16 protein-coding genes are annotated in these 22,754 nt (G+C 70.3%); 9 read left to right on the forward strand and 7 right to left on the reverse strand.

Annotated features, from left to right (window positions below; genetic code table 11):
• Nucleotides 1-36: 36 nt before the first annotated feature.
• The 3 genes from AC1G9L_RS02210 to aroQ form a co-directional block, all read right to left on the reverse strand.
• Entirely contained in the window at nt 37-414 is a 378-nt protein-coding gene (locus tag AC1G9L_RS02210) for a four helix bundle protein (protein ID WP_019800329.1), read from the reverse strand.
• A 17-nt stretch (nt 415-431) separates the two neighbouring features.
• Nucleotides 432-914, reverse strand: a complete 483-nt coding sequence (gene accB, locus AC1G9L_RS02215) for an acetyl-CoA carboxylase biotin carboxyl carrier protein (protein ID WP_148827977.1) — start codon at nt 912-914, stop codon at nt 432-434.
• A gap of 93 nt (nt 915-1,007) precedes the next feature.
• Nucleotides 1,008-1,454: a type II 3-dehydroquinate dehydratase gene (aroQ, locus tag AC1G9L_RS02220; RefSeq protein WP_019801847.1), complete on the reverse strand. Its 447-nt coding sequence runs from the start codon at nt 1,452-1,454 to the stop codon at nt 1,008-1,010.
• A 311-nt stretch (nt 1,455-1,765) separates the two neighbouring features.
• Between aroQ and AC1G9L_RS02225 the strand changes: the two genes are divergently transcribed.
• Together AC1G9L_RS02225 and AC1G9L_RS02230 are read left to right on the forward strand one after the other, a co-directional pair.
• The gene (locus AC1G9L_RS02225; RefSeq protein WP_481070192.1) at nt 1,766-3,721 is read left to right on the forward strand and encodes a glycoside hydrolase family 84 protein; all 1,956 of its coding nucleotides are present in this window, start codon (nt 1,766-1,768) and stop codon (nt 3,719-3,721) included.
• A 183-nt stretch (nt 3,722-3,904) separates the two neighbouring features.
• Complete coding sequence (locus tag AC1G9L_RS02230; protein WP_481070193.1) at nt 3,905-5,305, forward strand: FAD/NAD(P)-binding protein; 1,401 nt, start codon at nt 3,905-3,907, stop codon at nt 5,303-5,305.
• A gap of 131 nt (nt 5,306-5,436) precedes the next feature.
• Here the strand turns inward: AC1G9L_RS02230 and AC1G9L_RS02235 are convergent, their stop codons facing one another.
• From AC1G9L_RS02235 to AC1G9L_RS02250, 4 genes are all read right to left on the reverse strand, one after another.
• Entirely contained in the window at nt 5,437-6,030 is a 594-nt protein-coding gene (locus AC1G9L_RS02235; RefSeq protein WP_481070194.1) for a TlpA disulfide reductase family protein, read from the reverse strand.
• Nucleotides 6,027-8,315 carry a protein-disulfide reductase DsbD family protein gene (locus tag AC1G9L_RS02240; RefSeq protein WP_481070195.1) on the reverse strand — a complete coding sequence of 763 codons (2,289 nt, stop codon included), beginning with the start codon at nt 8,313-8,315 and terminating at the stop codon, nt 6,027-6,029. Before AC1G9L_RS02240 ends, AC1G9L_RS02235 begins: the two co-directional genes overlap by 4 nt.
• A 4-nt stretch (nt 8,316-8,319) precedes the next feature.
• A complete protein-coding gene (gene cutA / locus AC1G9L_RS02245) occupies nt 8,320-8,652 on the reverse strand; it encodes a divalent cation tolerance protein CutA (protein ID WP_019799994.1) in 333 nt (110 codons plus the stop codon).
• Between the two features lie 127 nt (nt 8,653-8,779).
• Nucleotides 8,780-10,555: an endonuclease gene (locus tag AC1G9L_RS02250; protein ID WP_019799993.1), complete on the reverse strand. Its 1,776-nt coding sequence runs from the start codon at nt 10,553-10,555 to the stop codon at nt 8,780-8,782.
• 279 nt (nt 10,556-10,834) lie between these two features.
• Between AC1G9L_RS02250 and AC1G9L_RS02255 the strand changes: the two genes are divergently transcribed.
• The 7 genes from AC1G9L_RS02255 to AC1G9L_RS02285 all read left to right on the forward strand — a co-directional run bounded on the left by AC1G9L_RS02255 (nt 10,835) and on the right by AC1G9L_RS02285 (nt 22,410).
• Complete coding sequence (locus AC1G9L_RS02255; RefSeq protein WP_019799992.1) at nt 10,835-11,122, forward strand: co-chaperone GroES; 288 nt, start codon at nt 10,835-10,837, stop codon at nt 11,120-11,122.
• A gap of 136 nt (nt 11,123-11,258) precedes the next feature.
• The gene (gene groL, locus AC1G9L_RS02260; protein WP_010340980.1) at nt 11,259-12,905 is read left to right on the forward strand and encodes a chaperonin GroEL; all 1,647 of its coding nucleotides are present in this window, start codon (nt 11,259-11,261) and stop codon (nt 12,903-12,905) included.
• A gap of 169 nt (nt 12,906-13,074) precedes the next feature.
• Entirely contained in the window at nt 13,075-13,629 is a 555-nt protein-coding gene (locus tag AC1G9L_RS02265; RefSeq protein ID WP_481070196.1) for an RNA polymerase sigma factor, read from the forward strand.
• The gene (locus AC1G9L_RS02270; RefSeq protein ID WP_481070197.1) at nt 13,626-14,666 is read left to right on the forward strand and encodes a FecR family protein; all 1,041 of its coding nucleotides are present in this window, start codon (nt 13,626-13,628) and stop codon (nt 14,664-14,666) included. The genes AC1G9L_RS02265 and AC1G9L_RS02270 overlap by 4 nt, the downstream gene beginning before the upstream one ends.
• Before the next feature lie 335 nt (nt 14,667-15,001).
• Complete coding sequence (locus tag AC1G9L_RS02275; protein ID WP_481070198.1) at nt 15,002-17,812, forward strand: TonB-dependent receptor domain-containing protein; 2,811 nt, start codon at nt 15,002-15,004, stop codon at nt 17,810-17,812.
• Nucleotides 17,813-17,896: 84 nt separating this feature from the next.
• Nucleotides 17,897-19,273, forward strand: coding sequence for a hypothetical protein (locus tag AC1G9L_RS02280; protein ID WP_019799740.1), 1,377 nt, complete (start codon nt 17,897-17,899; stop codon nt 19,271-19,273).
• Nucleotides 19,274-19,521: 248 nt separating this feature from the next.
• A complete protein-coding gene (locus AC1G9L_RS02285) occupies nt 19,522-22,410 on the forward strand; it encodes a TonB-dependent receptor plug domain-containing protein (RefSeq protein ID WP_481070199.1) in 2,889 nt (962 codons plus the stop codon).
• Nucleotides 22,411-22,754: the final 344 nt, after the last annotated feature.

Genomic DNA, 22,754 nt, shown 5'->3' on the forward strand with positions numbered 1-22,754 from the left:
GAATGGAGAATCGGGAATGGAGGACGGCGTGCATCGTCAATCTCCGCGCTTGCTCAGAACATTCATCAATGCGGTCAGTTTGGCGAAGATCGTATCGATCAATCCGTCGAGTGCCGCGATGTCGGAGGTGTAGTCGAGCCGGCGCGCGATCTGCAGGTGCGTGCTGGCCTCGGACAGCGAGCCACGTGCGATCGACAGAAAACGCAGGTATTCGGGAGTGGAGCGGCGTGCCGCGCCTTCGGCGATGTTGGCGGGGATGCTGACCGCTGCACGGCGCAGTTGCGCCGTCAGTCCAAAGCGTTCCGTTGCCGGAAACGCTTCGGAGAGGCGGTAGATGCTTTCCACCAGATCCATGGAGTCGCGCCAGACGTCGAGCCGCTCGTGCGGCCGCTTTGACGATTCCCCATTCTCCATTCCCGATTCCCGGCGTCTCAGCCGATCACAAACAAAGGCTGGTCGAACTCCACCGGCTGGCCGCTTTCGCCCAGGATCGCGACGATGGTGCCGGAGACGTCGGCTTCGATCGGGTTGAACATCTTCATCGCCTCGATGATCGCCAGGGTCTCGCCGGCCTTGACCGCCTGGCCGACGCTGACGAAGGCCGGCTTGTCCGGGGCCGGCGAGGTGTAGAAGGTGCCGACCATCGGTGCGCGCAGCACGTGGCCCTCGGGCAGGGCGTTGCCGGGCTTGGCGCTGCCGCCGGTGGAAGCCTCGGTGGGCGAGCTCATCGGCATCGGCGCGGCGGCGGCCGGCGCGGCCGCGGGGGCGGCAGCCACGTATTGCGGCGCGCTGGCGGTCATGCCCTTGGGCGTACGCGCCAGGCGCACGCTTTCCTCGCCTTCCTTGATCTCGATCTCGGCGAGATTCGATTCTTCCAGCAGGTCGATCAGTTTCTTGATTTTGCGGAGATCCATAACGGCCTCGTGAGGTGACTTTTGAAAAAGACCGGGCGCGCGGCCCGGGGACTCAGACGGGGGTACGCGGTGCCGGTCCGGCGTGGGCGCGACTCATGCGGCCGCTCCCAGCCGGGTCAGCGCCGCGTCCATCGCATAGCGGTAGCTGTCGGCGCCGAAGCCGCAGACCACGCCGACCGCGTGGTCGCTGAAATAGCTGTGGTGGCGGAACGGCTCGCGGCTGTGCGGGTTGGACAGGTGGATCTCGATGAACGGGATCGCCACCGCCGCCAGCGCGTCGCGCAGCGCCACCGAGGTATGGGTGAACGCGGCCGGGTTGATCAGGATGAAGGCGGTGCCGTCGCCGCGCGCGGCCTGTACCCGGTCCACCAGCACGTGCTCGGCGTTGGACTGCAGGCTCTCCAGCGCGTGACCGGCGGCGCTGGCCTGGGCCAGCAGTGCGGCATCGATCTGCGCCAGGGTGGCATGGCCGTACACGCCCGGCTCGCGGGTGCCGAGCAGGTTGAGGTTGGGGCCATGCAGCAGCAGCAGTCGCGCCATCGGGAACAAAGCAGCGGAAAGGGCGGCAGTCTGCGCGAAGCCGGCATTGCTGTCCAGTTCGGCGAAGTTGCGGGTGTTTTAAACAAATGTTTGATTTTTCGCCGGTCTGCGTCGCGTCAGCGCAGGCATGGCGGGCGGGCAACGGGCCGCGCCACTGCCTGCGGTTATGTCGCATCTTGCGCGGACCATGCAAGTGTCGCTGCAGCATGGGACGGCCACATTGCAGCGCCATCGCCGCCGCGCGTCGACGCGCCGGTGGAAGTGGTATATACCATTTCAAAATCACTGAAATACCAGTCGAGGGTAGGCGCATGCGAATCGAGCGTATTGGCCGTTGCGGCCTTGGCCGCCACATCCTGGCGTTCGCGCTGCTGGCCGGGGCGACCGCGCCCGCGCTGGCGGCGGCGCCGGCGACCCTGCCGGCGGTGTACCCGGCGCCCACCGCGCTGCGTCTGCTCGGGCCGGAACTGCCGCTGGGGCCGTCGGTGGTGCTGGTGCAGGCCGGCAAGGCTGACCCGGCCACCGACGCGCTGGTGCGTGCGGTGTTGCGCGAGGCCGGCGTTTCCCGCATCCGCCGCGCCAGTACGTTGCCGCACGACCCGCAGGCGGTGTCGGTGGTGCTCGGCACCGTCGACGCGGCGCCGGTGCGCGATGCGCTGGCCGCCGTCGACCTGGACGTGCCGGAACGCGCGGAAGGCTATGCGCTGGGTAGCGTGGCCAGCGGCGGTGGCACGCGGATCGTGCTGGCCGGCCGCGACGGCGCCGGCCTGTACCACGCGGCGCAGACCTTCCGGCAACTGGTCGCGCACGGGCGCATCGCCTCGGTGGCGGTGACCGACGCGCCGGCGATGCCGGTCCGCGGCACGATCGAGGGCTTTTACGGCAAGCCCTGGAGCATGGCCGAACGCGCTGCGCACCTGGCGTTCCTGGCGCGGTTCAAGGCCAACACCTACATCTACAGCCCCAAGGACGACGCCTTCGCGCGCGACCGCTGGCGCGCGCCGTACCCGGCGGACACCCTGGCGGCGCTGGGCAAGCTGGCCGCGGTCGCCAACCGCGAGCACATCAACTTCGTCTACGCGCTCTCGCCGGGGCCGTCGATCTGCTACAGCGATGCGGCCGACCTGCAGGCGATCCGGCGCAAGTTCGCCGCGCTGCGCGCGCGCGGCGTGCGCAGCTTCTACATCGCCTTCGACGACATCGAATACACCAAGTGGAACTGCCCCGGCGACGCCACCGCGTTCGGCCCGGCCGGCGAGCAGGCCGCGGCCACTGCACAGGCGCAACTGCTCAACGCGGTGCAGGTGAACATCGCCGCGGCCGGCCGCGGCGCGCTGATCATGGTGCCGACCGAGTACTACAACGTCACCGAATCGCCGTACAAGGCGACGCTGCGCAAGGCGCTGGATCCGCGCGTGGTGGTGCAGTGGACCGGCACCGACGTGGTGCCGGCGTCGATCTCGGTGAGCGATGCAAAGAACGCGACCAAGGCGTTCGGGCGCAAGACCCTGCTGTGGGACAACTATCCGGTCAACGACTTCGCCGAGACCGCCGGGCGCCTGCTGCTGGCGCCGTACGACCGCCGCCAGGCCGGGCTGTCGGCGGAGCTGAGCGGCATCGTGTCCAACCCGATGAACCAGGAAGTGGCCAGCCGGCCGGCGGTGGCCGGGCTGCTGGCCTTCGCCTGGAACGACCGCGGCTACGACGCGCCGCGCACCTGGCGCGCGGCCGCGCGCGACCTGGCCGGCGGCGATGCGCAAGTGGCCGACGCGCTGCTGACCTTCTTCGACACCCAGCACCTGGCACCGACCTTCGGCCATCTGCCCTGGCAGCCGCAGGCGCCGCGGCTCAAGGCGTTGATCGATGCGACCCGCGATGCGTTGGCCGATGGCGATCCGGCGGCCCGCAGCGCGGCGTTGACTGCACTCGGGCATGCCGCCGACGAGTTGGCCGCGGCACCGCAGCGCATCCGTGCCGGCACCACTACCGGCGCGTTCGTGGCCGAGGCGGCACCATGGCTGGACGCGACCGTGCTGTGGGGCCGCGCGCTGCGCCTGAGCGTGGACGGGCTGAACCAGGCGCTGGCCGGCGATCCGGCGGCCGGGCAGGCCTTCGCCGCGGCCAGGCAGCTCGCCGCCCAGGCGGCGGCGATTCCCTCCATTCCCGGCGCGACCCGCTTCGGCGGCCCGGTCAAGGTCGCCGACGGCGTGCTGGATACCTTCATCGCCGATGCGCCCGGCCTGGTGGAACGCCCGCCGGCACGCTAGCGAGACCGCGAGCCGCGGCGGATCGGCGCGGTCCGCGCGCCGGTGTCCCGGTTCGCTCATGGGCATCGCCCATGTGCTGATGCCCGATCGCCATGCCGCGCAGCGCACGCATTAACCGGCGATTTACACCCGCGCGCCGCATCCGGGGCACAAAGGACACCCCGAGCGGCCAAGGTGCGTGCCATGCGAATTGCGATCATCGGCGCAGGATTCTGCGGCAACGTGCTGGCCGCGGCGCTGGCCCGCCAGGGCACCGCCAGCCGCATCACCCTGGTCGGCATGGCCGACACCTTCGGCCGCGGCGTCGCCTACGGCGCGGCGCGGCCGGAGCACCTGTTGAATGTGCGCGCCAAGGACCTGGGCGTGGATCCGCAGGACCCGGGCGGGTTCGCCGCGGCGCTGCATCTGGATGCCGCGCAGGGCATGGCGTTCCTGCCGCGGCTGCAGTACGGCCAGTACCTGGAGCAGCACCTGGCGGCCGCCCTGGCCGACTCGGCCACCGAGGTGGTGCCGCTGGCGCAGGAGGCGGTGGCGCTGGAGCGCGATCCGCAGGGCTTCCGCGTGTTCCTGGCCAATGGCGAGGATTTCGTCAGCGACGTGGTGGTGCTGGCGATCGGCGCACTGCCGCCGGCGGCGCTGCCGGGCGTGGGCCCGCGCCTGGCGGTGCACCGGCGCTACATCGGCTGGCCGTGGCAGGACGGCGTGCTCGACACGGTGCCGCCGCAGGCGCGGCTGTTGCTGGTCGGCACTGGCCTGACCATGGCCGACGTGGCCCTGACCCTGCGCCGGCGCGGCCACCGCGGCGCGATCACCGCCCTGTCGCGGCGTGGCCTGGCGCCGCAGGCGCATCTGCCGCAGCCGGGCGCGCCGGTGAGCCTGCCGCCCAGCGTGGTGCAGGCACTGCGTGGCCACGACCTGCGCGGCCTGGTGCGCAGCCTGCGGCAACTGACCACGGTGGTGGAGGACTGGCGCTGCGTGGTGGATGCGCTGCGTCCGCACCTGCAGCCGTTCTGGAGCGGCCTGGCGCCGGCGGCACGCGCGCGTTTCCTGCGCCACCTGCGGCCGTACTGGGAGGTGGCGCGGCACCGCCTGGCGCCCGCCGCAGCCACCGCGCTGGCGCAGATGCAGCAGCAGGGCCAGTTGCGGACCCGCGCCGGGCGCCTGCTGCGCGCGCGCCTGGGCGAGGACGCGGTGGAGGCGGTGATCCGCGACCGCGCCGACCGCGGCGCGCGCACCGAACAGTTCGACGTGCTGATCCGCGCCACCGGGCTGGATACCGACGTCGCCCGCACCAGCCATCCGCTGGTTGCGGCGCTGCGCGAGGCGGGCCTGCTGCAGGCCGATCCGCTGGGCCTGGGGGTGGTCGTCGATCCGCGGCTGCGGGTGCGCGACGCCGGCGGCCAGCCGGTCGCCGGGCTGTACTGCTTGGGACCGCTGTTGCGCGGTGGGCTATGGGAGATCACCGCGGTGCCGGAGCTGCGCGCCGCCGCGCAGCGCCTGGCCGAGGAGCTGGCGACGCTGGCGCAGGCGCGGACCGCCGATGCTGGCGCCAATGGCGATGCGCCGCAGCGGCTGGCGTTCTAGTGCTGGATCCGCACGCGCGCGTTGCCCGCGCTGCTGGCGTAGGAGCGGCTTCAGCCGCGACCAAGCGTTACCGGTAAAGCCCGGTCGCGGCTGAAGCCGCTCCTACGCGAGTGCGTCCAGTGCTCTGCCGACTAATGCATCGGCTGCGCGCCGCCGCCCACCCAGCCCTCGACTTCGCCCGGGGCGAACGGCCCGAGCTTCTGCCTGACGATGCGGCCGTCGGCGTCGATCAGCACGCTGTACGGCAGCAGGCCCTGGGTGTCGCCCAGGCGCACGCTGGCGTCGGCCGGGCCAGGCGTCTCCAGCGCGATCGGGTAGCCGATCGGCACCTGCTGCAGGAAGGCGCGCACGTCCTCGGCGCGGTCCAGGGCGATGCCCAGCACCTGCAGGCCGTCGGCCGGCTGCGCGCGCGCCAGCCGGTCCAGTTCCGGCATCTCGAGCACGCACGGTTCGCACCAACTCGCCCACACGTTGACCAGCAGCGGCCGGCCACGGAACTGGGCCAGGGTCAAATGGCCGCCGTCGAGCGTGGGCAGGCGCAGTGCCGGGGCCAGGTCGCCCGGGCGCGCCGCGGCGACCGGCGGCGCGGCCGCATGGCCGCTGGCCGGGGCGGACGTTGCCGGGGCCATCGGCGGCGTCCGCCGTTCCCACCAGTGCGCCGCCGCCACGCCGAGCACCGCCGCCACCGCGGCGACCGCCAGCAGGCGCGCGCTGGCGGGGGTCATCGCGCCGCGCGCAGCAGGGCGTCCTCGACCACCGCCTGGCTCAGCACCGGCGGCAGCACCGTCGGCGGCGCGCCGGGGCCATAGACCACGTACAGCGGCACGCCCACCGCCTTGTGCTCGGCGAGGAAGGCGCTGATGCGCGGATCCTCGTTGGTCCAGTCGCCCTTCATGTACACCGCGTCCACCCGCTTGATGGTGTCGCGGAACGCGTCGCTGTCGAACACGTTGCGCTCGTTGGCCTTGCAGGTGACGCACCAGTCGGCGGTCATGTTGACGAACACCACGCGGTTGTCGGTGCGCAGGCGGTCGAGCATCTGCGGCGAATAGGCCACGGTGTTGCGCTCGACGCTGGTGCTGGGCGGCGGCAGCCGGGTCACGCCCCAGGCCGGCAGCAGGGCGGCCAGCAGCAGCACGGCGGCCAGGCGCATGCCGGTCTTGTGGTCGCGCCAGCGCGCGCGCTCGAACCACCACAGGCCCAGCGCCAGCAGGGTGGCGCCGATCAGCAGCAGTGCCACCGCGTCCACGCCGCGCTGCTTGCCCAGCACCCACAGCAGCCAGATCGCGCTCAGGTACATCGGGAACGCCAGCACCTGCTTGAGCGTCTCCATCCACGCGCCCGGCTTGGGCAGGCGCCTGGCCAGCGACGGCACGAAGCCGATCAGCAGGAACGGCAGCGCCAGGCCCAGGCCCAGGGTCAGGAACACCAGCATCGCCGCCGCCGCCGGCGCGGTCAGCGCATAGCCCAGCGCCGGGCCCATGAACGGGCCGATGCAGGCGCTGGACACCACGCAGGCCAGCACGCCGGTGAAGAAGTCGCCGACCGGGCCGCTGCGCGTGGACAGCGACTGGCCGACGCCACCGAGGTTGGCGCTGAGGGTGAACACGCCCGACAGGCTCAGCCCGACCACGAACATCAGGTACACCAGCACCGCGACGAAGCCCGGACGCTGCAGCTGGAAGCCCCACAGCAGCCGCGCGGCCACGGCGATGCCGCCGATCACGGCGAAGGAGGCGAGCACGCCCAGCGTGTACCACAGCGCATGGCTGCGGGCGCGGCCGCGGCTCTCGCCGCTCTGCGCCAGGCCCAGCACCTTCAGCGACAGGATCGGCAGCACGCACGGCAGCAGGTTCAGCAGCAGCCCGCCGCCGAGCGCCAGCAGCAGGATCCACAGCAGGTTCTGCGTGGCCGGCGGCGGTGCGGCGCTGCGCGCGGCGTTGTGCGCCGAGGCGTCCGGCGTCGCCGGCGGGGCATCGGCGGCCGTGGCCGCGGCCGCATCGTTGGCGTCGGCCTGGCGGCTGTCCAGCGGCGTCACCAGCAGCGGGCTGACCTCGGCCTGGTCGGCCGGGGTGACGATGCCTTTGGGCAGCGCCAGCTTCACCCGCCGGGTCATCGGCGGGTAGCAGATGCCGTCGGTCTGGCAGCCCTGGAACGTCGCCACCAGGGTCGCGGCGGCGGCATCGGCGCGCTGGCGCTGCAGCGGCACGGTGACCTCGGTCTGGTCGAAGTACACCACCACCTTGCCGAAGTGTTCGTCCTGGTGCGAGCTGCCGTTCGGCCAGCGCGGCATGCCGGTGCGGATGCCGGGCGCGCCTTCCAGCGCCAGCGCGGTGCGGTCGCGGTAGAGGTAGTAGCCGGGTGCCGGGGTGAAGCGCAGCAACAGCGTATTGCCGTCGTTGGCGATGGCTTCGAAATGGAACGCCTGGTCCGACGGTAGCGGCAGACCCTGCACCGCAGCGGCGCCAGGGCCGGGACCGAACAGCGGCTTGGCCGCATTGCCCGCGCCCGGGCCGCTGCCGGGCAGCCCGCCCGTCGCCGCCGGGGCCGGCGCGGCATCGGCGGCGGCCGTGGCGGCCGGCAGGGTCACTTCGAGCAGGCGCTTCTGCGGCGGGTAGCACACGCCGGCATCGGCGCAGCCCTGGTAGCGCACCTCGACCTGCACGCGGTCGGTGCCGGGGTCGGCGATGCCGCTCTGCACCGCGTTCAAGGCGTCGCGGTAGGTCTCCACCTCGCCGAAGTACGGGTCGGTCTTCTTGTGGCCGGCCGGCAACTGCGGGGTCGGGTTGGGCTTGAAGCCGCCGATCACCTTCACCGCGATGCGGTGCCGGTACAGGTAGTAGCCCTTGGCGATGTCCCAGTGCAGCGCGATGCGGCCGCGTTCGGGCGCCTGCGCGCTGAGCGCGAAGGCCTGGTCCACCGGCAGCAAGTCCTTTTCGCTGATCGCCAGGGCGGGGAAGGCGGCCACGGCCAGCAGGCACAGGGCGGCGAGGCGGTGCAGCAGGGTCATCGGCTTAGGGTTCCTCACGGGTTTCGGCATGCACCCATTGCAGGTAGGCCGGCAGGCCGCCGGTCACCTCGAGTTCGACCAGTTCGGGGACCTCGTAGGGGTGCAACGCGCACAGCCGCTGCCGCAGGGCGGACAGGCGGTCGGCGGCGGTCTTGATCAGCAGCAGCACTTCCTCGCCATGTTCCACCTCGCCTTGCCAGCGGTAGGTGGACTGCACGCCGGGCAGGCGGCTGACGCAGGCGGCCAGGCGCTCGTCGACCAGCGCCTGGGCGATCCGCGCGGCGCTGGCCGGGTCGGGGCAGGTGCTGAGCAGCAAGCGGAGGGCGGGCGCGGACATGCGGCCGACAGTATAGGGATGCCGGCCGCGCTTTGGCGGCGCCGGTCCGTGGCCGGCCGCCGCGAATCCCCAATCCCTAATCCCTAATCCCCGCCCGCTGCAGCCGCAGCGGGCGAGGTGACACGGCTCAGTTGACCAACTGGCAACTGGCGGGCTTGGCGGAAGTGAACAGCGACGAGGTCGCCCACTCCGGGTGGTCGATGAACGGGTTGCGGTTGCCCTGGAAGCTGTAGATCACCTCGTTGCGGGCGCGCTCGGCATCGTCCGGCGGGTCCTGCTGGCTCCACGCGATCAGCGTCGACAGCAGGCCCATGTAGGCCGGCGAGGACGAGGTCTTGACGATCTTGCTGCGGTCGTCGGTCAGCTCCAGGTCCGGCTCGGACTGCCCGGTCTTGGCGTCGACCCCGCCTTCATAGCGGATCGCCATGTACATCACCGCACGCGCCATGTCGCCCTTGCGGTGGTCCCACACCTCGAAGGTGCCGCTGTTGCCGTCCGGGGTGCGCACCCAGTTGGAATTGCCCGGGTAGCGGCCGCTGCCGCCGCCGAAGCCGGCGTTGGCCTCGGTGGCGCGCTCGCCGCAGTTGCTGTCGCACTTGGCGTAGGGCTTGTTGCCGCGGTCGGCGTTCCAGGTGGCGTCGGTCAGGTACAGCATGTGGGTGTCGGTGTACGGCGCGTAGGGCAGGCCCTTGTTGCCGGTGGCGGTGCCGAAGCCCAGCGAGTTCGGCCAGCTGTGCTCGCGGTTGTAGGTCAGGCCGCTGCCGCTGCCGGCACGGTCGGTGCCCTTGGCGTAGCTGCGGTTGCGGTAGGCGTCGAGGACGCGCTGGCTGTTGTTGGGATCCTCGTCGGCGATCTCCAGGATGGCCCAGGTGTCGGTGCCGGAACTGCTGCTGTACGGGTAGACGGTGTGGCCCTTGATCGTCTCGTGCAGCGAGCAGCGCAGCTGGCTGGGGCTGGAGGTGTTGACGTGCGAATAGTAGGTGCCGGCGCCGCTGCCGCCGCCCGAGCCGCTGGCCACGGTGAAGGCCACGCTGCGGTCCTGCGCCGGGTGCGCGCCGTCGGCATCGCTGACGCGTGCGGCGGCGATGCTCAGGGTGCAGCTCTCGCCGGCCTTCAGCGCGGTGTTGGTGGACAGCGCGAACTGGGTGCCGCTGCTGGGATAGGTCAGCGCCACGCTGCCGGACTGCTGGCAGCTCAGGCCGAACGCGCCGCTGGCCAGGCTCACCGCCTCGCTGAAGGTCACCGCCAGGTCGCCGGCGGCGGGGAAGTCGGTGGCGCCCTGGGTCGGGGTGGTGGCGGTCACCGTCGGCGCGGCGTTGCTGCCGCCGCCGCCGGCGAAGGTCTGGCCGTTGTTGCAGGCGCCGAAGGTGCTGGCGGCGCTGTCGCTCCAGCTGAAATCGGCCGCGGCGCTGCCGTTGCCGCGCAGCTGCAGCGAGGTGCCGGCCGGGGTGCTGTTGCTCTCGCTGACCGGCAGGTTCTGGCTGGTCATGCCCGCGGCGGGGCCGCCGCCGCCGGTGATGGCGCCCTCGTAGCTGAGGAACTGCACCACCTGGCCGTTGCCGTCGACCAGCGCCAGGCCGTCGTTGGGCCCGTTCTGGATGCCGTTGCTGGCATAGCTGACGGTGGCGATGCGCACCTGCCCGCCGCAGCTGACCAGGTTGCCGGCCGGCACCGCGCTGTTGGCGTAGACGGTGGCCGAGCCGGGGTTGCTGCCGTTGTACAGGTAGACGCGGTAGCCGCTCAGGCTCTCCCCGGCGGTGGCGACGATCTCCACGCCTTCGCCGGTGTCGCCGGCGGCGGTGGCATCGTCGTAATGCAATTCGTTGATGAACACGGCGGCCTGGGCCGGCCCGGCAAGGGCGAGCAGGCAGGCCAGCGGCAGCGCAACGGCGGATGGCTTCATCGACAACTCCTTTTGGTGATGGATCCCCCCCCTGGGTCCGCCCAGCCTAGCCCGACTCTGTGACACTGTGACGGGATTCGGTCACTGCTTGGCATGCAACGCACGTCTTCGGCAAAAATTTTTTGCCCCTGGCCCTTGAAAGCCCCCGTCACGGCACCACATCAGGCGCATCCCGGCGCTACCGGGTTTTTTCGCGAGCGTTGCTGGCAGTCGTCATGTGCGAGTGCTAACATCGCCGGCCTTTCCTAGACCAATCAATCACTTAAGAGGTCTCACTCAATGAGCATCAAGCCGCTTCACGACCGCGTCGTAGTCATGCCGATCGAAGCCGACGAAATCTCCGCCGGCGGCATCGTGATCCCGGATTCGGCCAAGGAAAAGTCCACCAAGGGTGAAGTCGTGGCCGTCGGCGCCGGCAAGCCGCTGGACAACGGCAGCGTGCGCGCCCCGGCGCTGAAGGTCGGCGACAAGGTCATCTACGGCCAGTACGCCGGTTCCAGCTACAAGGCCGAAGGCGTCGAGTACAAGGTGCTGCGCGAAGACGACGTGCTGGCGATCGTCGGCTGAAGCCGCCGATCGCGGGATTCGGGAATCGGGATTCGGGATTGGCAAAGGCGCCAGGCGCCGCGCGACCCGACATCTCCGCCCGAATTCCGCTTTAGCGAATCCCTAATCCCCAATCACGAATCCCGGAGCAACACACATGGCTGCCAAAGATATCCGTTTCGGTGAAGACGCCCGTTCGCGCATGGTGCGCGGCGTCAACATCCTCGCCAATGCCGTCAAGGCCACCCTGGGCCCGAAGGGCCGCAACGTCGTGCTCGAGAAGAGCTTCGGCGCCCCGACCATCACCAAGGACGGCGTCTCCGTCGCCAAGGAAATCGAACTGGCCGACAAGTTCGAGAACATGGGCGCGCAGATGGTGAAGGAAGTCGCCTCCAAGACCTCCGACAACGCCGGCGACGGCACCACCACCGCCACCGTGCTGGCGCAGGCGCTGATTCGCGAAGGTTCCAAGGCGGTCGCCGCCGGTATGAACCCGATGGACCTCAAGCGCGGCATCGACAAGGCCGTGGTGGCCGCCGTGGCCGAGCTGAAGAAGATCAGCAAGCCCACCGCCGACGACAAGGCCATTGCCCAGGTCGGCACCATCTCCGCCAACTCCGACGAGTCGATCGGCAACATCATCGCCGACGCGATGAAGAAGGTCGGCAAGGAAGGCGTGATCACGGTCGAGGAAGGCTCGGGCCTGGAGAACGAGCTGGACGTGGTCGAGGGCATGCAGTTCGACCGCGGCTACCTGTCGCCGTACTTCATCAACAACCAGCAGAGCCAGCAGGCCGACCTGGACGACCCGTTCGTGCTGCTGCACGACAAGAAGATCTCCAACGTGCGTGACCTGCTGCCGGTGCTGGAAGGCGTGGCCAAGGCCGGCAAGCCGCTGCTGATCGTCGCCGAGGAAGTGGAAGGCGAGGCGCTGGCGACCCTGGTGGTCAACACCATCCGCGGCATCGTCAAGGTCGTGGCGGTCAAGGCACCGGGCTTCGGCGACCGTCGCAAGGCGATGCTGGAAGACATGGCCGTGCTGACCGGCGGCACCGTGATCTCCGAGGAAGTGGGCCTGGCGCTGGAGAAGGCGACCATCAAGGACCTGGGCCGCGCCAAGAAGGTGCAGGTCTCCAAGGAGAACACCACCATCATCGACGGCGCCGGCGACACCTCGGCGATCGAGTCGCGCATCAAGCAGATCAAGGCGCAGATCGAGGAGACCTCCTCGGACTACGACCGCGAGAAGCTGCAGGAACGCGTGGCCAAGCTGGCCGGCGGCGTGGCGGTGATCAAGGTCGGTGCCTCCACCGAGATCGAGATGAAGGAAAAGAAGGCGCGCGTCGAAGACGCCCTGCACGCGACCCGTGCGGCGGTGGAAGAAGGCGTGGTCCCGGGCGGCGGCGTGGCGCTGGTGCGCGCGCTGAGCGCGATCGGCGAGCTGAAGGGCGCCAATGAAGATCAGACCCACGGCATCCAGATCGCGCTGCGCGCGATGGAAGCGCCGCTGCGCGAGATCGTCACCAACGCCGGCGAAGAGCCGTCCGTGATCCTCAACAAGGTCAAGGAAGGCAGCGGCAACTTCGGCTACAACGCCGCCAACGGCGAGTTCGGCGACATGGTCGAGTTCGGCATCCTGGATCCGACCAAGGTGACCCGTTCGGCGCTGCAGAACGCCGCCTCGATCGCCGGCCTGATGATCACCACCGAAGCGATGGTGGCCGAGGCCCCGAAGAAGGAAGAGCCGGCTGCCCCGGGCGGCATGGGCGGCGGCATGGGCGGCATGGGCGGCATGGATTTCTGATCCAGCCGGCTTCGGCCGACCTGTTCCACGCAGTCGAAAGGAGCCCCGCAGTGATGCGGGGCTCTTTTTTTGTGCCGGCGGCATGGCGGCCTGCCGCACCGCGTGACGGTCATCGTGGCGGAACCCCGATGCGCTATAAGCTGCGCTCGCCCAGCCTCTGCGAGCGGTTATGGTCGCCCCGGTCTGCCAACTCGATCCGCATCGGCTGGACCAGCACCGGCCGGCCTTGCAGCGCTTCCTGTTCCGCCGTACCGGCGACTGGTCGCTGGCCGAGGACCTGGTGCAGGAGACCCTCCTGCGCGTGGTCGTGTACGCGCGCGACCACGCGGTCACCGACCTGGCCGCGCTGGCCCGCGCGATCGCGCTGAACCTGCTCAACGACCACTTGCGCCGCCGCCAGCGCCAGCGCACCGAGCCGATCGACGACGAGGTGCCCAGCCCGGCGCCGGGCGTGGAGGAAGCGGCGATGCAGCGGCAACGCGTGGAGACCTTTGCCCGCGCGCTGCAGGGCATGCCGCCGCTGCGCCGCGAGGTGTTCGTGCGCAGCCGCCTGCGCGGGCAGAGCTACCGCGAGATCGGCGAGGCGCTGGGGCTGAGCGAGGCGGCGGTGGAGAAGCACGTCAGCCGTGGCCTGCGCTGGCTGCAGGAAACGGTGGCGCGCGGCGACGCGGTGCCGCCGCCTGCCACCACGCCGCGCCGACGTGGCCCGGAGGACGCGGCATGAGGCCGGACAGCAACACCGCCGACGACGCGGTGCAGGACGCCGCGGCCGACTGGGTGGCGCGCGCGCTGGCTACGACGGGCGGCGATCCGCCCGGGCTGGCCGCTTGGCTGGCTGCCGATCCGGCGCATCGCGCTGCTTTCGATGCGCTGTGGGTGCTGGCCCACGATGCGGCGCTGCTGGAGGCGCTGGCCGCCTACGACGTGCAGGCCGCGGCGCCAGCGCAGGCGACCGGGGTGGCTGCCGTTGCCGTCCACGAGCCGGCCGCGTCCGCCGTCGCCGGAGCCATCGCGCCGGCAGGCGGCGCACGACGTCCGCGCCGCGGCTGGCGGCCGCTGGCGGCGGCGCTGGCCGCCGGCCTGGCGATGCTGGCCGTGCTGCTGTGGCCACGGCTGCGCCCGGACCCGGGGCCGATCGTGGCTGCCACTGCGCCCGGACAGACCCGGGTGCTGCGCCTGGACGATGGCAGCGTGCTCACCCTCAACGGCGCCAGTCGGGTCCGCGTGCAACTGCGCGCGCAACGCCGCGAGGTGGCGCTGGAGGCCGGCGAAGTGTTCTTCGACGTTGCGCACGATCCGCAGCGCCCGTTCCAGGTGCGCCTGGGCCCGGCACGGGTGCAGGTGCTGGGCACCGTGTTCAACCTGGCGCGCGACGGTGCCACCAGCGAGTTGTCGGTGTATTCGGGGCGGGTGGAGATCGTCAATGGCGCCGCCCGCCAGGTCCTGGCGGCGGGCATGCGCATCGAGACCGCCGGCGCCGGCCTGGGTGCGCTCGCGCGTTTCGATCCGCAGGCCGACGATTGGCGCGAGGGCTGGCTGCAGACCGCCGGCATCCCGCTGTCGCGGTTGGTGGACCGATTCAACCGGCGTTCGCCGCGGCCGATCACACTCGCCGACCCGGCGCTGGGGGCACTGCAGGTGTCCGGGCGCTTCCGCCTGGACCAACCGGAGCAGACCCTGGCGCACCTGGCGCACCTGTATCCGCTGCAGGTGCAGCGGCGCGCCGACGGCATCCGCGTGGAACGCGCTGCCGCGCGCTAGCCGCGGTCGCTGTCGGGCAGCGACCGCCGCTGCTGCCCGGCCTTGCTTGCGCGAGTGGGGCACGCGGCGTGTATGACCGCTGCCGTCGGGCGGCCCCGTCTGGGCAGGGCGCCGTGCCACGGCAACGTAGCGCGGGCATACGCCGCTCGCACATCCGCGACGGCGGTGAGACGAACCGCCGCGCGACGACGCGGGCGTGGCGGAATCGCCGGCCCGATGTCCGCACGCTCAGGGCGCGTCACAAAAAATTCATGCAATTCGCTGTCGGGATCGGCGCGTTGCGGCGTCTTTGTCCTTTGCCACGCCACGTTGGCGACCCGATGACGACCTTGCTCATGCCGCCCCGCCGCTCCTTCCGTTGTGCCCTCCGTTCTCCGCGCGCCACCGCGCTGGCCGCTGCCCTGGCGGCGCTGGTGGCGCTGCCCGCCATCGCACCGTCGGCCGCTGCCGCGACGCCGGCCGCCGCGACCCTGCCACCGGGCGACCTCGGCGCGACCCTGACCGCGTTCTCACGTGCTACCGGCCTGCAGGTGATCGCCGATCCGGCGCTGCTGCGCGACAAGCGCAGCCCTGGTGGCAGCGTCGCCGGCGATCCACGGCAGGCGCTGAGCGGCCTGCTGCGAGGCACCGATCTGGGCTTCCGCCTGGACGGCGACACGGTGATCGTACAGGCGGCCCCGGTACCCGCCACCAGCGCCGCCGCCTCTCCGGCCGCCGCCGGTGCCATCGACCTGGACCGGATCGTGGTGACCGGCACCGCCACCCAGGGACCGAAATTCCTCGCCCCGTACGCGATCTCCACGGTCAGCGCAGAGACGATCGCCGGGCAGGCGCCGCGCAGCATGGTCGACATGCTGCGCTCGGTGCCCGGTGTCACCGTGGAGAATTCCGGTGGCGAAGCCGGCGGCGAGAACGTTGTGATCCGCGGCCTGCCGTGGTCGGGCTTCCGCCTGCTCGACGTGCTCGAGGACGGCCTGCCGCTGTTCGAGTCCAACTACGAGCGCCAGTTGCAGATCGACGAAGTGTATCGGCTGGACCTGGGCACCCAGGATGCGGAGATCGTGCGCGGCGGCACCGCGCCGATCTACAGCAACAACGCCTCTGGCGGCGTGCTCAACTTCATCACCAACCACGGCACCGACACCGCCAAGGGCGCGGTCAAGCTGACCGGCGGGGCGAACGCGCTGGCGCGCATGGATGCCACCGCGTCCGGGCCGGTGCAGGGCAACGACAATCTGCTCTATGCCATCAGCGGCTTCTACCGGCAGAGCGACGGCCTGCGCGACCCGGGCTTCGGCAACGGCAACCAGGGCGGCCAACTCAAGGTCGGCGGCACCTACAAGTTCGATTTCGGCAAGCTCTTCGCCGACTTCAAATACCTCAACGACCGCGGCGTGTTCTACAGCGCGATCCCGCTGGCGGACCCGCGCAATGGCGACTCGCTCGCCGACCTGATCGACCCGTCCACCGGCACGCTGGTCAGCGACAGCTTCCGCAACGTGCGCATCCGCACGCTGGACGGCAACGGCGGCAACCGCGTGGAGACGCGCGACCTGGCCGATGGCGTGCATCCGGTCACCCGCACCCTGACCGTGGGCGGCGACACCGAGTTCGCCAACGGCTGGCGGCTCAGCGACAAGGCGCGCTACGTCGATGGCGACGTGGGCTTCAATGCGCTGTTCAACGGGTCTCCGGTGGACGCGGCCAGCGTGCTCAGCAGCCGCCTGGCCGCCGCGCGCGCCGCGTTCCCGGGCACCGCCTCGCTGCGTTACGTGCTGGCCGGCACCAACACCCCATTCGATCCGGCCTCCACCGCCGGCCTGACCATGATCAACACCTGGTCGAGCACGCAGACCCACTACAGCGACTTCGTCAACGACCTGCGCCTGGGACGGCTGTTCGAGATGTCCGGCGGCAGCAGCCACGACGTGTCGATGGGCCTGAGTTTCAGCCACTTCACCCTGCGCCAGCAGCAGATCGGCAATGCGCTGCTGACCGACGTCAAGAGCAATCCCGACGCGCTCGACATCCAGGCCCTGAACGCGGCCGGGCAGGTGCTCGGCAACGTCACCGAGAACGGCTTCACCAGCTACGGCAGCGGCGACCTGATCGGCGATAGCCACGGCACCGCCACCGCGCTGTATGCCGCCGATACCTGGAAGCTCAACGACGCGCTGGAAGTGGATGCCGGCGTGCGCCGGGTGTGGCGCCGCGAAGAGGGCAACCGCGGCGTGATCGGCACCCAGACCATCGCCACCACAGGTCCGCTGGCCGCGCGCACCGTCACCGGCCTGGTCGGCAGCGTGCCCTACAGCAAGGACATGGCCGGCACCTCGTGGACGCTGGGCGCCTCGTACAAGCTCGCCGAACCGGTCAATGTCTTCGCGCGCTATACCGAGAGCTTCAGTTTCCCGCGGCTGAGCGAGCAATGGGGCAACGTGGTCAACGGCGTCGGTGGGCGCATGCCCGACGGCAGCGCCACCCCGGTGACCCCGATCCGCCAGGCCGAGCTCGGCGTGAAGTACGCCACGCGGCCGCTGGAACTGGTGCTGATCGGCTTCTACAGCGATTTCAGGAAACTCAATTCGAGCACTTATGTCGCCAACGCCAACGGCCTGCTGGTCAACGTGCCGCTGCTGATCGACACGCGCACCAAGGGCGTGGAGTTCGAGGGCACGTGGCGGCCATTGGGCGGGTTCGAGCTGACCGGCTCGGTGACCCTGCAGGATCCGCGCATCAGCGGCGCCGACACCTTCAGCGGCCTGTCCGGTGCCGCGCTGGTCGACAACGAGATTCCGCGCGTGCCCAAGTACAGCTGGTCGCTGCAACCGAGCTACCGCTTCCAGGTCGGCGGGGTGGATGCGCGCGCCTACGCCACCTGGTTCGGCATCGGCCGGCGCTTCCAGGACTTCACCAACGCCAGCCTGCTGCCGGCCTATCGCATCCTGGACCTGGGACTGCATCTGCAGCTCGACGCCAACCTCAGTGCGCAACTGCTGTGCACCAACGTCACCGATGCGCACGGCCTCACCGAAGGCAATGCGCGCGCGCCGGGCGTGTCCGGCGACCTGGTGCAGGCGGACGCGACCGTGGGCCGGCCGATCTTCGGCCGCAGCTACGTCGCCTCGCTGCAATGGGCGTGGTGACACACGCCCTGAGTCGAACGTGGGTCGCCGCCAGCGCGCGGCGATGCCACGTGCGCATGTTCCGTTGATCGCCAGGATCCTTCGATGACGCTTCCGCATTTCACCCGCCGCCGCTTCCTCGGCGGCCTCGGCACGGCGCTCGCCGCCGGCATGTTGCCGCTCCCCGGCTGGGCGCAGCGCGCCGCCGCCACGCCTTCCGCCTCTGTCGATCGCATCCGCGAACCGCTCAGCGGCTGGGTTCCCGGCATGCTCGACATCCACCACATCGGCACCGGCCGCGGCAACGCCACCCTGATCGTCTGCCCCGACGGCACCGCGATGATGATCGACGCCGGCGCCATCGACGGCCTGGACAAATACCTGATCGACGAACTGCCCAACAGCAGCCGGCGTGCGGGCGAGTGGGTCGGCCGCTACGCGCGCCGGCATCTGGCCCAGGCGGGGCGGCACGAACTCGACGAGTTCATCCTCACCCACTTCCACCGCGACCATATGGGCGAATGCCTGCCGGACACGCCGCTGGCGCCGGGTGGGCACTACGCCCTGACTGGCGTGACCGACGTGGCGCAACTGTTGCCGATCCGCCGCTACCTGGATCGCGGCTACCCGGACTATGCGTTTCCGCAAGCGCTGGACGATCCCAACCAGCGTAACTACCGCGCCTTCATCCAGCAGGAGCGCGCCCGCGGCGCGCAGGTCGAGCGCTTCCGTGCCGGTGCCGTCGACCAACTGCGGTTGCGGCGCGACGCCGCGGCCTATCCGGGCTTCGCCATCCGCAACCTGGTGGTCAACGGCGAGGTGTGGACCGGCGATGGCGAGCGCACGCGCGCCCTGTTCCCGCCTGGCGCCGTGCCGACGGAGAACCAATGCTCGGCGGCGCTGCGCCTGCACTACGGCGCGTTCACCTACTACAGCGGCGGCGATCTCTCCAACAGCATCAACTACTACGACGAGGACCCCTGGCGCGACGTGGAAACGCCGGTGGCGCAGGTGACCGGTGCGGTCGACGTGGCGGTGGCCAACCATCACGCCTATGCCGATGCGATGGGCCCGGCCTGCGTGCGCGCATTGCGCCCGCGTGCGTTCGTCATCCTCACCAACGACTCGGCGCACCCATCGGTGTCGCCGCTGGAGAACATGCTCAGCGAACGCCTGTACCCGGGCCCGCGCGACATCTACGCCACCGCGATGAAGCCGGAGAATATCGTCGCCAACAAGCGCATCCGCGAGATGACCAGCACCAATGGCCACGTGGTGGTGCGGGTCGCGCCGGGTGGTGCGCAGTACCGGATCGTGGTCACCGACAACAGCGACGAGTCGGATACGGTGCTGGCCGTGCATGGTCCGTATGCCAGCGGGCGCCATGCCACGGAGGAGCCATCGCCCGCCGGAGCGGGCCGCCGCGCCTCTGCCGCGGCGATGCGGCACGATTCCGCGCGCGATGCGGCGAATCGCGCATAACCGACAAGCGTCTACGCGCGATGCGTTGCGGCGTGTTGACAGCGGGTGTCGGCGCCATGCAGGTTAGGACGCACGGGCGTCCAGGGGGATCTGCACGCCCGCATGTTCGTCTTCTTCTGTGCGTCGCGACCGGCGCAGGGTGGCGTGTGCCTGCGGCATGCGCGCACGGTCGTGGGCGCGGCGCAGCGAAGGGGACGCCGGACGTCGTGCGTGCACGGCGTCGCTTCCATCCGCTGCAGAGGACACCCATGCCACGTCGACCACTCACCACCCTCGCGTTCGGCATCGTGCTGGCGCTGTACGGCGCCAGCGAGGCGCACGCGCAGGATGCCGACACCGCCGCGCCCAAGGCCGCCGCCACCGACCTGGGCCAGGTCGTGGTCACCGGCTCGCGGATCAAGCGCTCGGAAGTGGAGGGCGCCGAACCGGTGCTGACGATCAGTGCGCAGCAGATCCAGCAGGAAGGCTTCCTCACCGTCTACGACGTGCTCAGCACGCTCAACCAGCAAGGCAGCGTGGAGGCCGACACCAAATACGGCTCGCACACGCCCAATGCCTCGCCGGTGAGCCTGCGCGACCTCGGTCCCGGGCGCACGCTGCTGCTGGTCAACGGCCACCGCGTCGCCGACTATCCGCAGCCCTACGCCGGCGAGAGCAACTTCGCCAACTACGCCAACATCCCCTCCGCGGCGGTGGAACGCATCGAGATCCTCACCGGCGGCGCCTCGGCCATCTACGGCTCGGATGCGGTCGCCGGCGTCATCAACGTGATCCTCAAGCAGGGCTACGAAGGCAACCAGGTGCGCCTGCGCGGCGGCACCGCCACCGCCGGCGGGCGCGACGTGGTCGACCTGTCCTGGGTCGGCGGGCGCAGCGGCGACAAGTGGAACCTGACCTACGCGCTGCAGTGGACCCGGCGCGATCCGCTCTCGGTCGGCGAGCGGCCGAAGATGGACGACCAGGACGACGAGTCCTACAGCAACTGGACCGCGCAGGCGCGCAAGTACGGCTTCAATCCGTTCACCGGGCTGAGCCTGGTCGACGCCGGCAACAACACGCGCCTGGCGCCGCCCAGCGGCACCTGCGCACGCTTCGGCGGCCAGTTCATCGATGCGCAGCGGCTGAGCTACGACTACAACAGCGATACCGTGCGCAACCTCGGCGGCTATTGCGGCATGGCCCACGACTACGCCGACTGGCTGGCCGCCAGCGGCGGCGACAGCGGCTCGGCGTATCTGTACGGCACCTTCGACTTCGACAACGGCGTGCAGGCCTGGAGCACGCTGTCCACGACCAAGAGCGTCGGCTACTGGACCTACGACCCGCCCTACGTCTACCTCGGCCCGTTCCACGACACCGGCAGCGACCGCGACCTGTACGCGATCCGCCAGCTCACCCGCTTCGAGTCCGGCGGCTGGAAGAACCTGGCCAACACCACCAGGGAACTGTCCTGGGACCTGAGCGCCGGCCTCAAGGGCCGCCTCGCCGATCGCTTCGACTGGGAAGTGGCGGTGGGGCGCGCGCGCTACACCGTGGACGAATACGTGCGCACCGTGGACACGCAGAAGGCCACGGCCTACTTCCTCGGCCCGCAACTGGGCAGCACCGCCGACGGCACGCCGATCTACGATCTCAACGAGGAACGCTGGTACCAGCCGCTGACCGGCGCGCAGTACAACGACCTGGCGGTGAAGGCGCACAACCGCGCCGATTCCTGGGTCAACCAGGCCAGCGCCAACATCACCGGCGAGCTGCTGCAGGGCTGGGCCGGGCCGATCAAGTTCGCCGCGGTCGGCGAAGTGGCCAAGCAGGGTTACCGGCTGTCGCCCGATCCCTGCGCCAACACCTGCTATCCGCTGGACGTGGTCGATTACGGCGGCGGCGAGCGCCTGCGCTACTCCGGCGGCATCGAGTTCGACGTGCCGCTGCTGTCCACGCTCAACGCCAGCCTGGCCGCGCGTCACGACCGCTACGGCGACTACCGCGCCTACGGCAGCGACCTCGGCGCGGCGATCGGCACCCAGCGCGACACCACCTGGAGCGCCGGCCTGGAGTGGCGGCCGCTGAGCACGCTGCTGTTGCGCGGCAGCGTCGCCACCAGTTTCCGTGCTCCTGACATGCACTACGTGCTCGGCGAGCCCAGCTCCACCCAGCAGACCGTGATCGACCAGTACCGCTGCATCCAGAAGGGCTACTACCTCACCGGCGGCTGCAGCGCCGAGAACAGCGACGTGTTCTATCTGATGCAGGTCAACCGCCGCGGCACCCCGGACCTGGAATCGGAGCACGGCCGCTCGGTCACCGCCGGCTTCGTCTGGGACATCGCCGAGGGTCTGTCGCTGACCGCGGACTACTACAAGATCCGGCTGCAGGACATGATCAAGGATCTCAACCGCGACGAAGTGCTCAGCGCCGAAGCCGGCTGCCGCACCGGCCTGACCACCGCCGGCGGCGTGTGGGTCAATCCCGGCGGCGCCGAATACTGCGCGCGCATCCTCTCGCGCGTGTCGCGCGATGCCGACGGCCGCGTCACCGGCATCGAGCAGGGACCGATCAACATCGCGCAGATGCACGTGTCCGGCGTCGATGCCTCGCTGAAGTACCGGCTCAACACCGCGCGCTGGGGCAACTTCAGCTTCGCCCTGGATTACAACAACCTGATCGGCTACCACGAGCAGACCTACCGCACCGACGACGACAAGAACCTGCGCGACCAGAAGATCCGCAGCAAGCTGCGCGGCAGCGTGCACTGGGAGAATGGCGGCCCGCTGGACCTGACCGTGTACGCCAAGCGCTTCGGCTCCACCCAGGCGGTGAACTGGGGCACCTGCACCCGCTTCGACGACGGCTACCAGCCCAGCCCCTCCGACGCCTGCCGCGTCACCGACAGCGGCAACCGCCATTTCGGCGAAAGCACTACGCGCTACTTCGGCCGCGTCGGCCCGGCGCTGTACTGGAACCTCACCGCCGGCTACCGCATCGCCCCGAAGATGAAGGTCAACCTGTACATCAACAACGTGCTCAACACCGTCGGCTACGACAACAAGGAGCGCTACTACGGCTACCAGTTCTACAACACCACCCTGTACGACGCGATCGGGCGCGAGGTGGCGATGGAATATGTGCTGGATTTCTGAGGGGCCGGGAATGGGGGGTGGGGATTCGGGATTGGTTTTGGTAGCGCTGAATTCGGCGCGGCGCTACGCAACATGCGACAGGAACGCGCTTTAGCCCCTCTCCCACCGGGAGAGGGGTTGGGGTGAGGGTCCGGAGCGCGCAGCGCCACGCAAGAACGCATAGGCGTGTGCTTATGGAGATTGGATCGCTTGCTGCCGTACCCTCATCCGCCCCTTCGGGGCACCTTCTCCCGGTGGGAGAAGGGAAGTGCACTAGCCCCTCTCCCTGCGGTAGAGGGGTTGGGGTGAAGGTCCGGAGCGCGCAGCGCTACGTGAGAACCCACGCGTCAAAGGCTCCTACGCGA

Source organism: Xanthomonas sp. NCPPB 1132 (assembly GCF_056629235.1).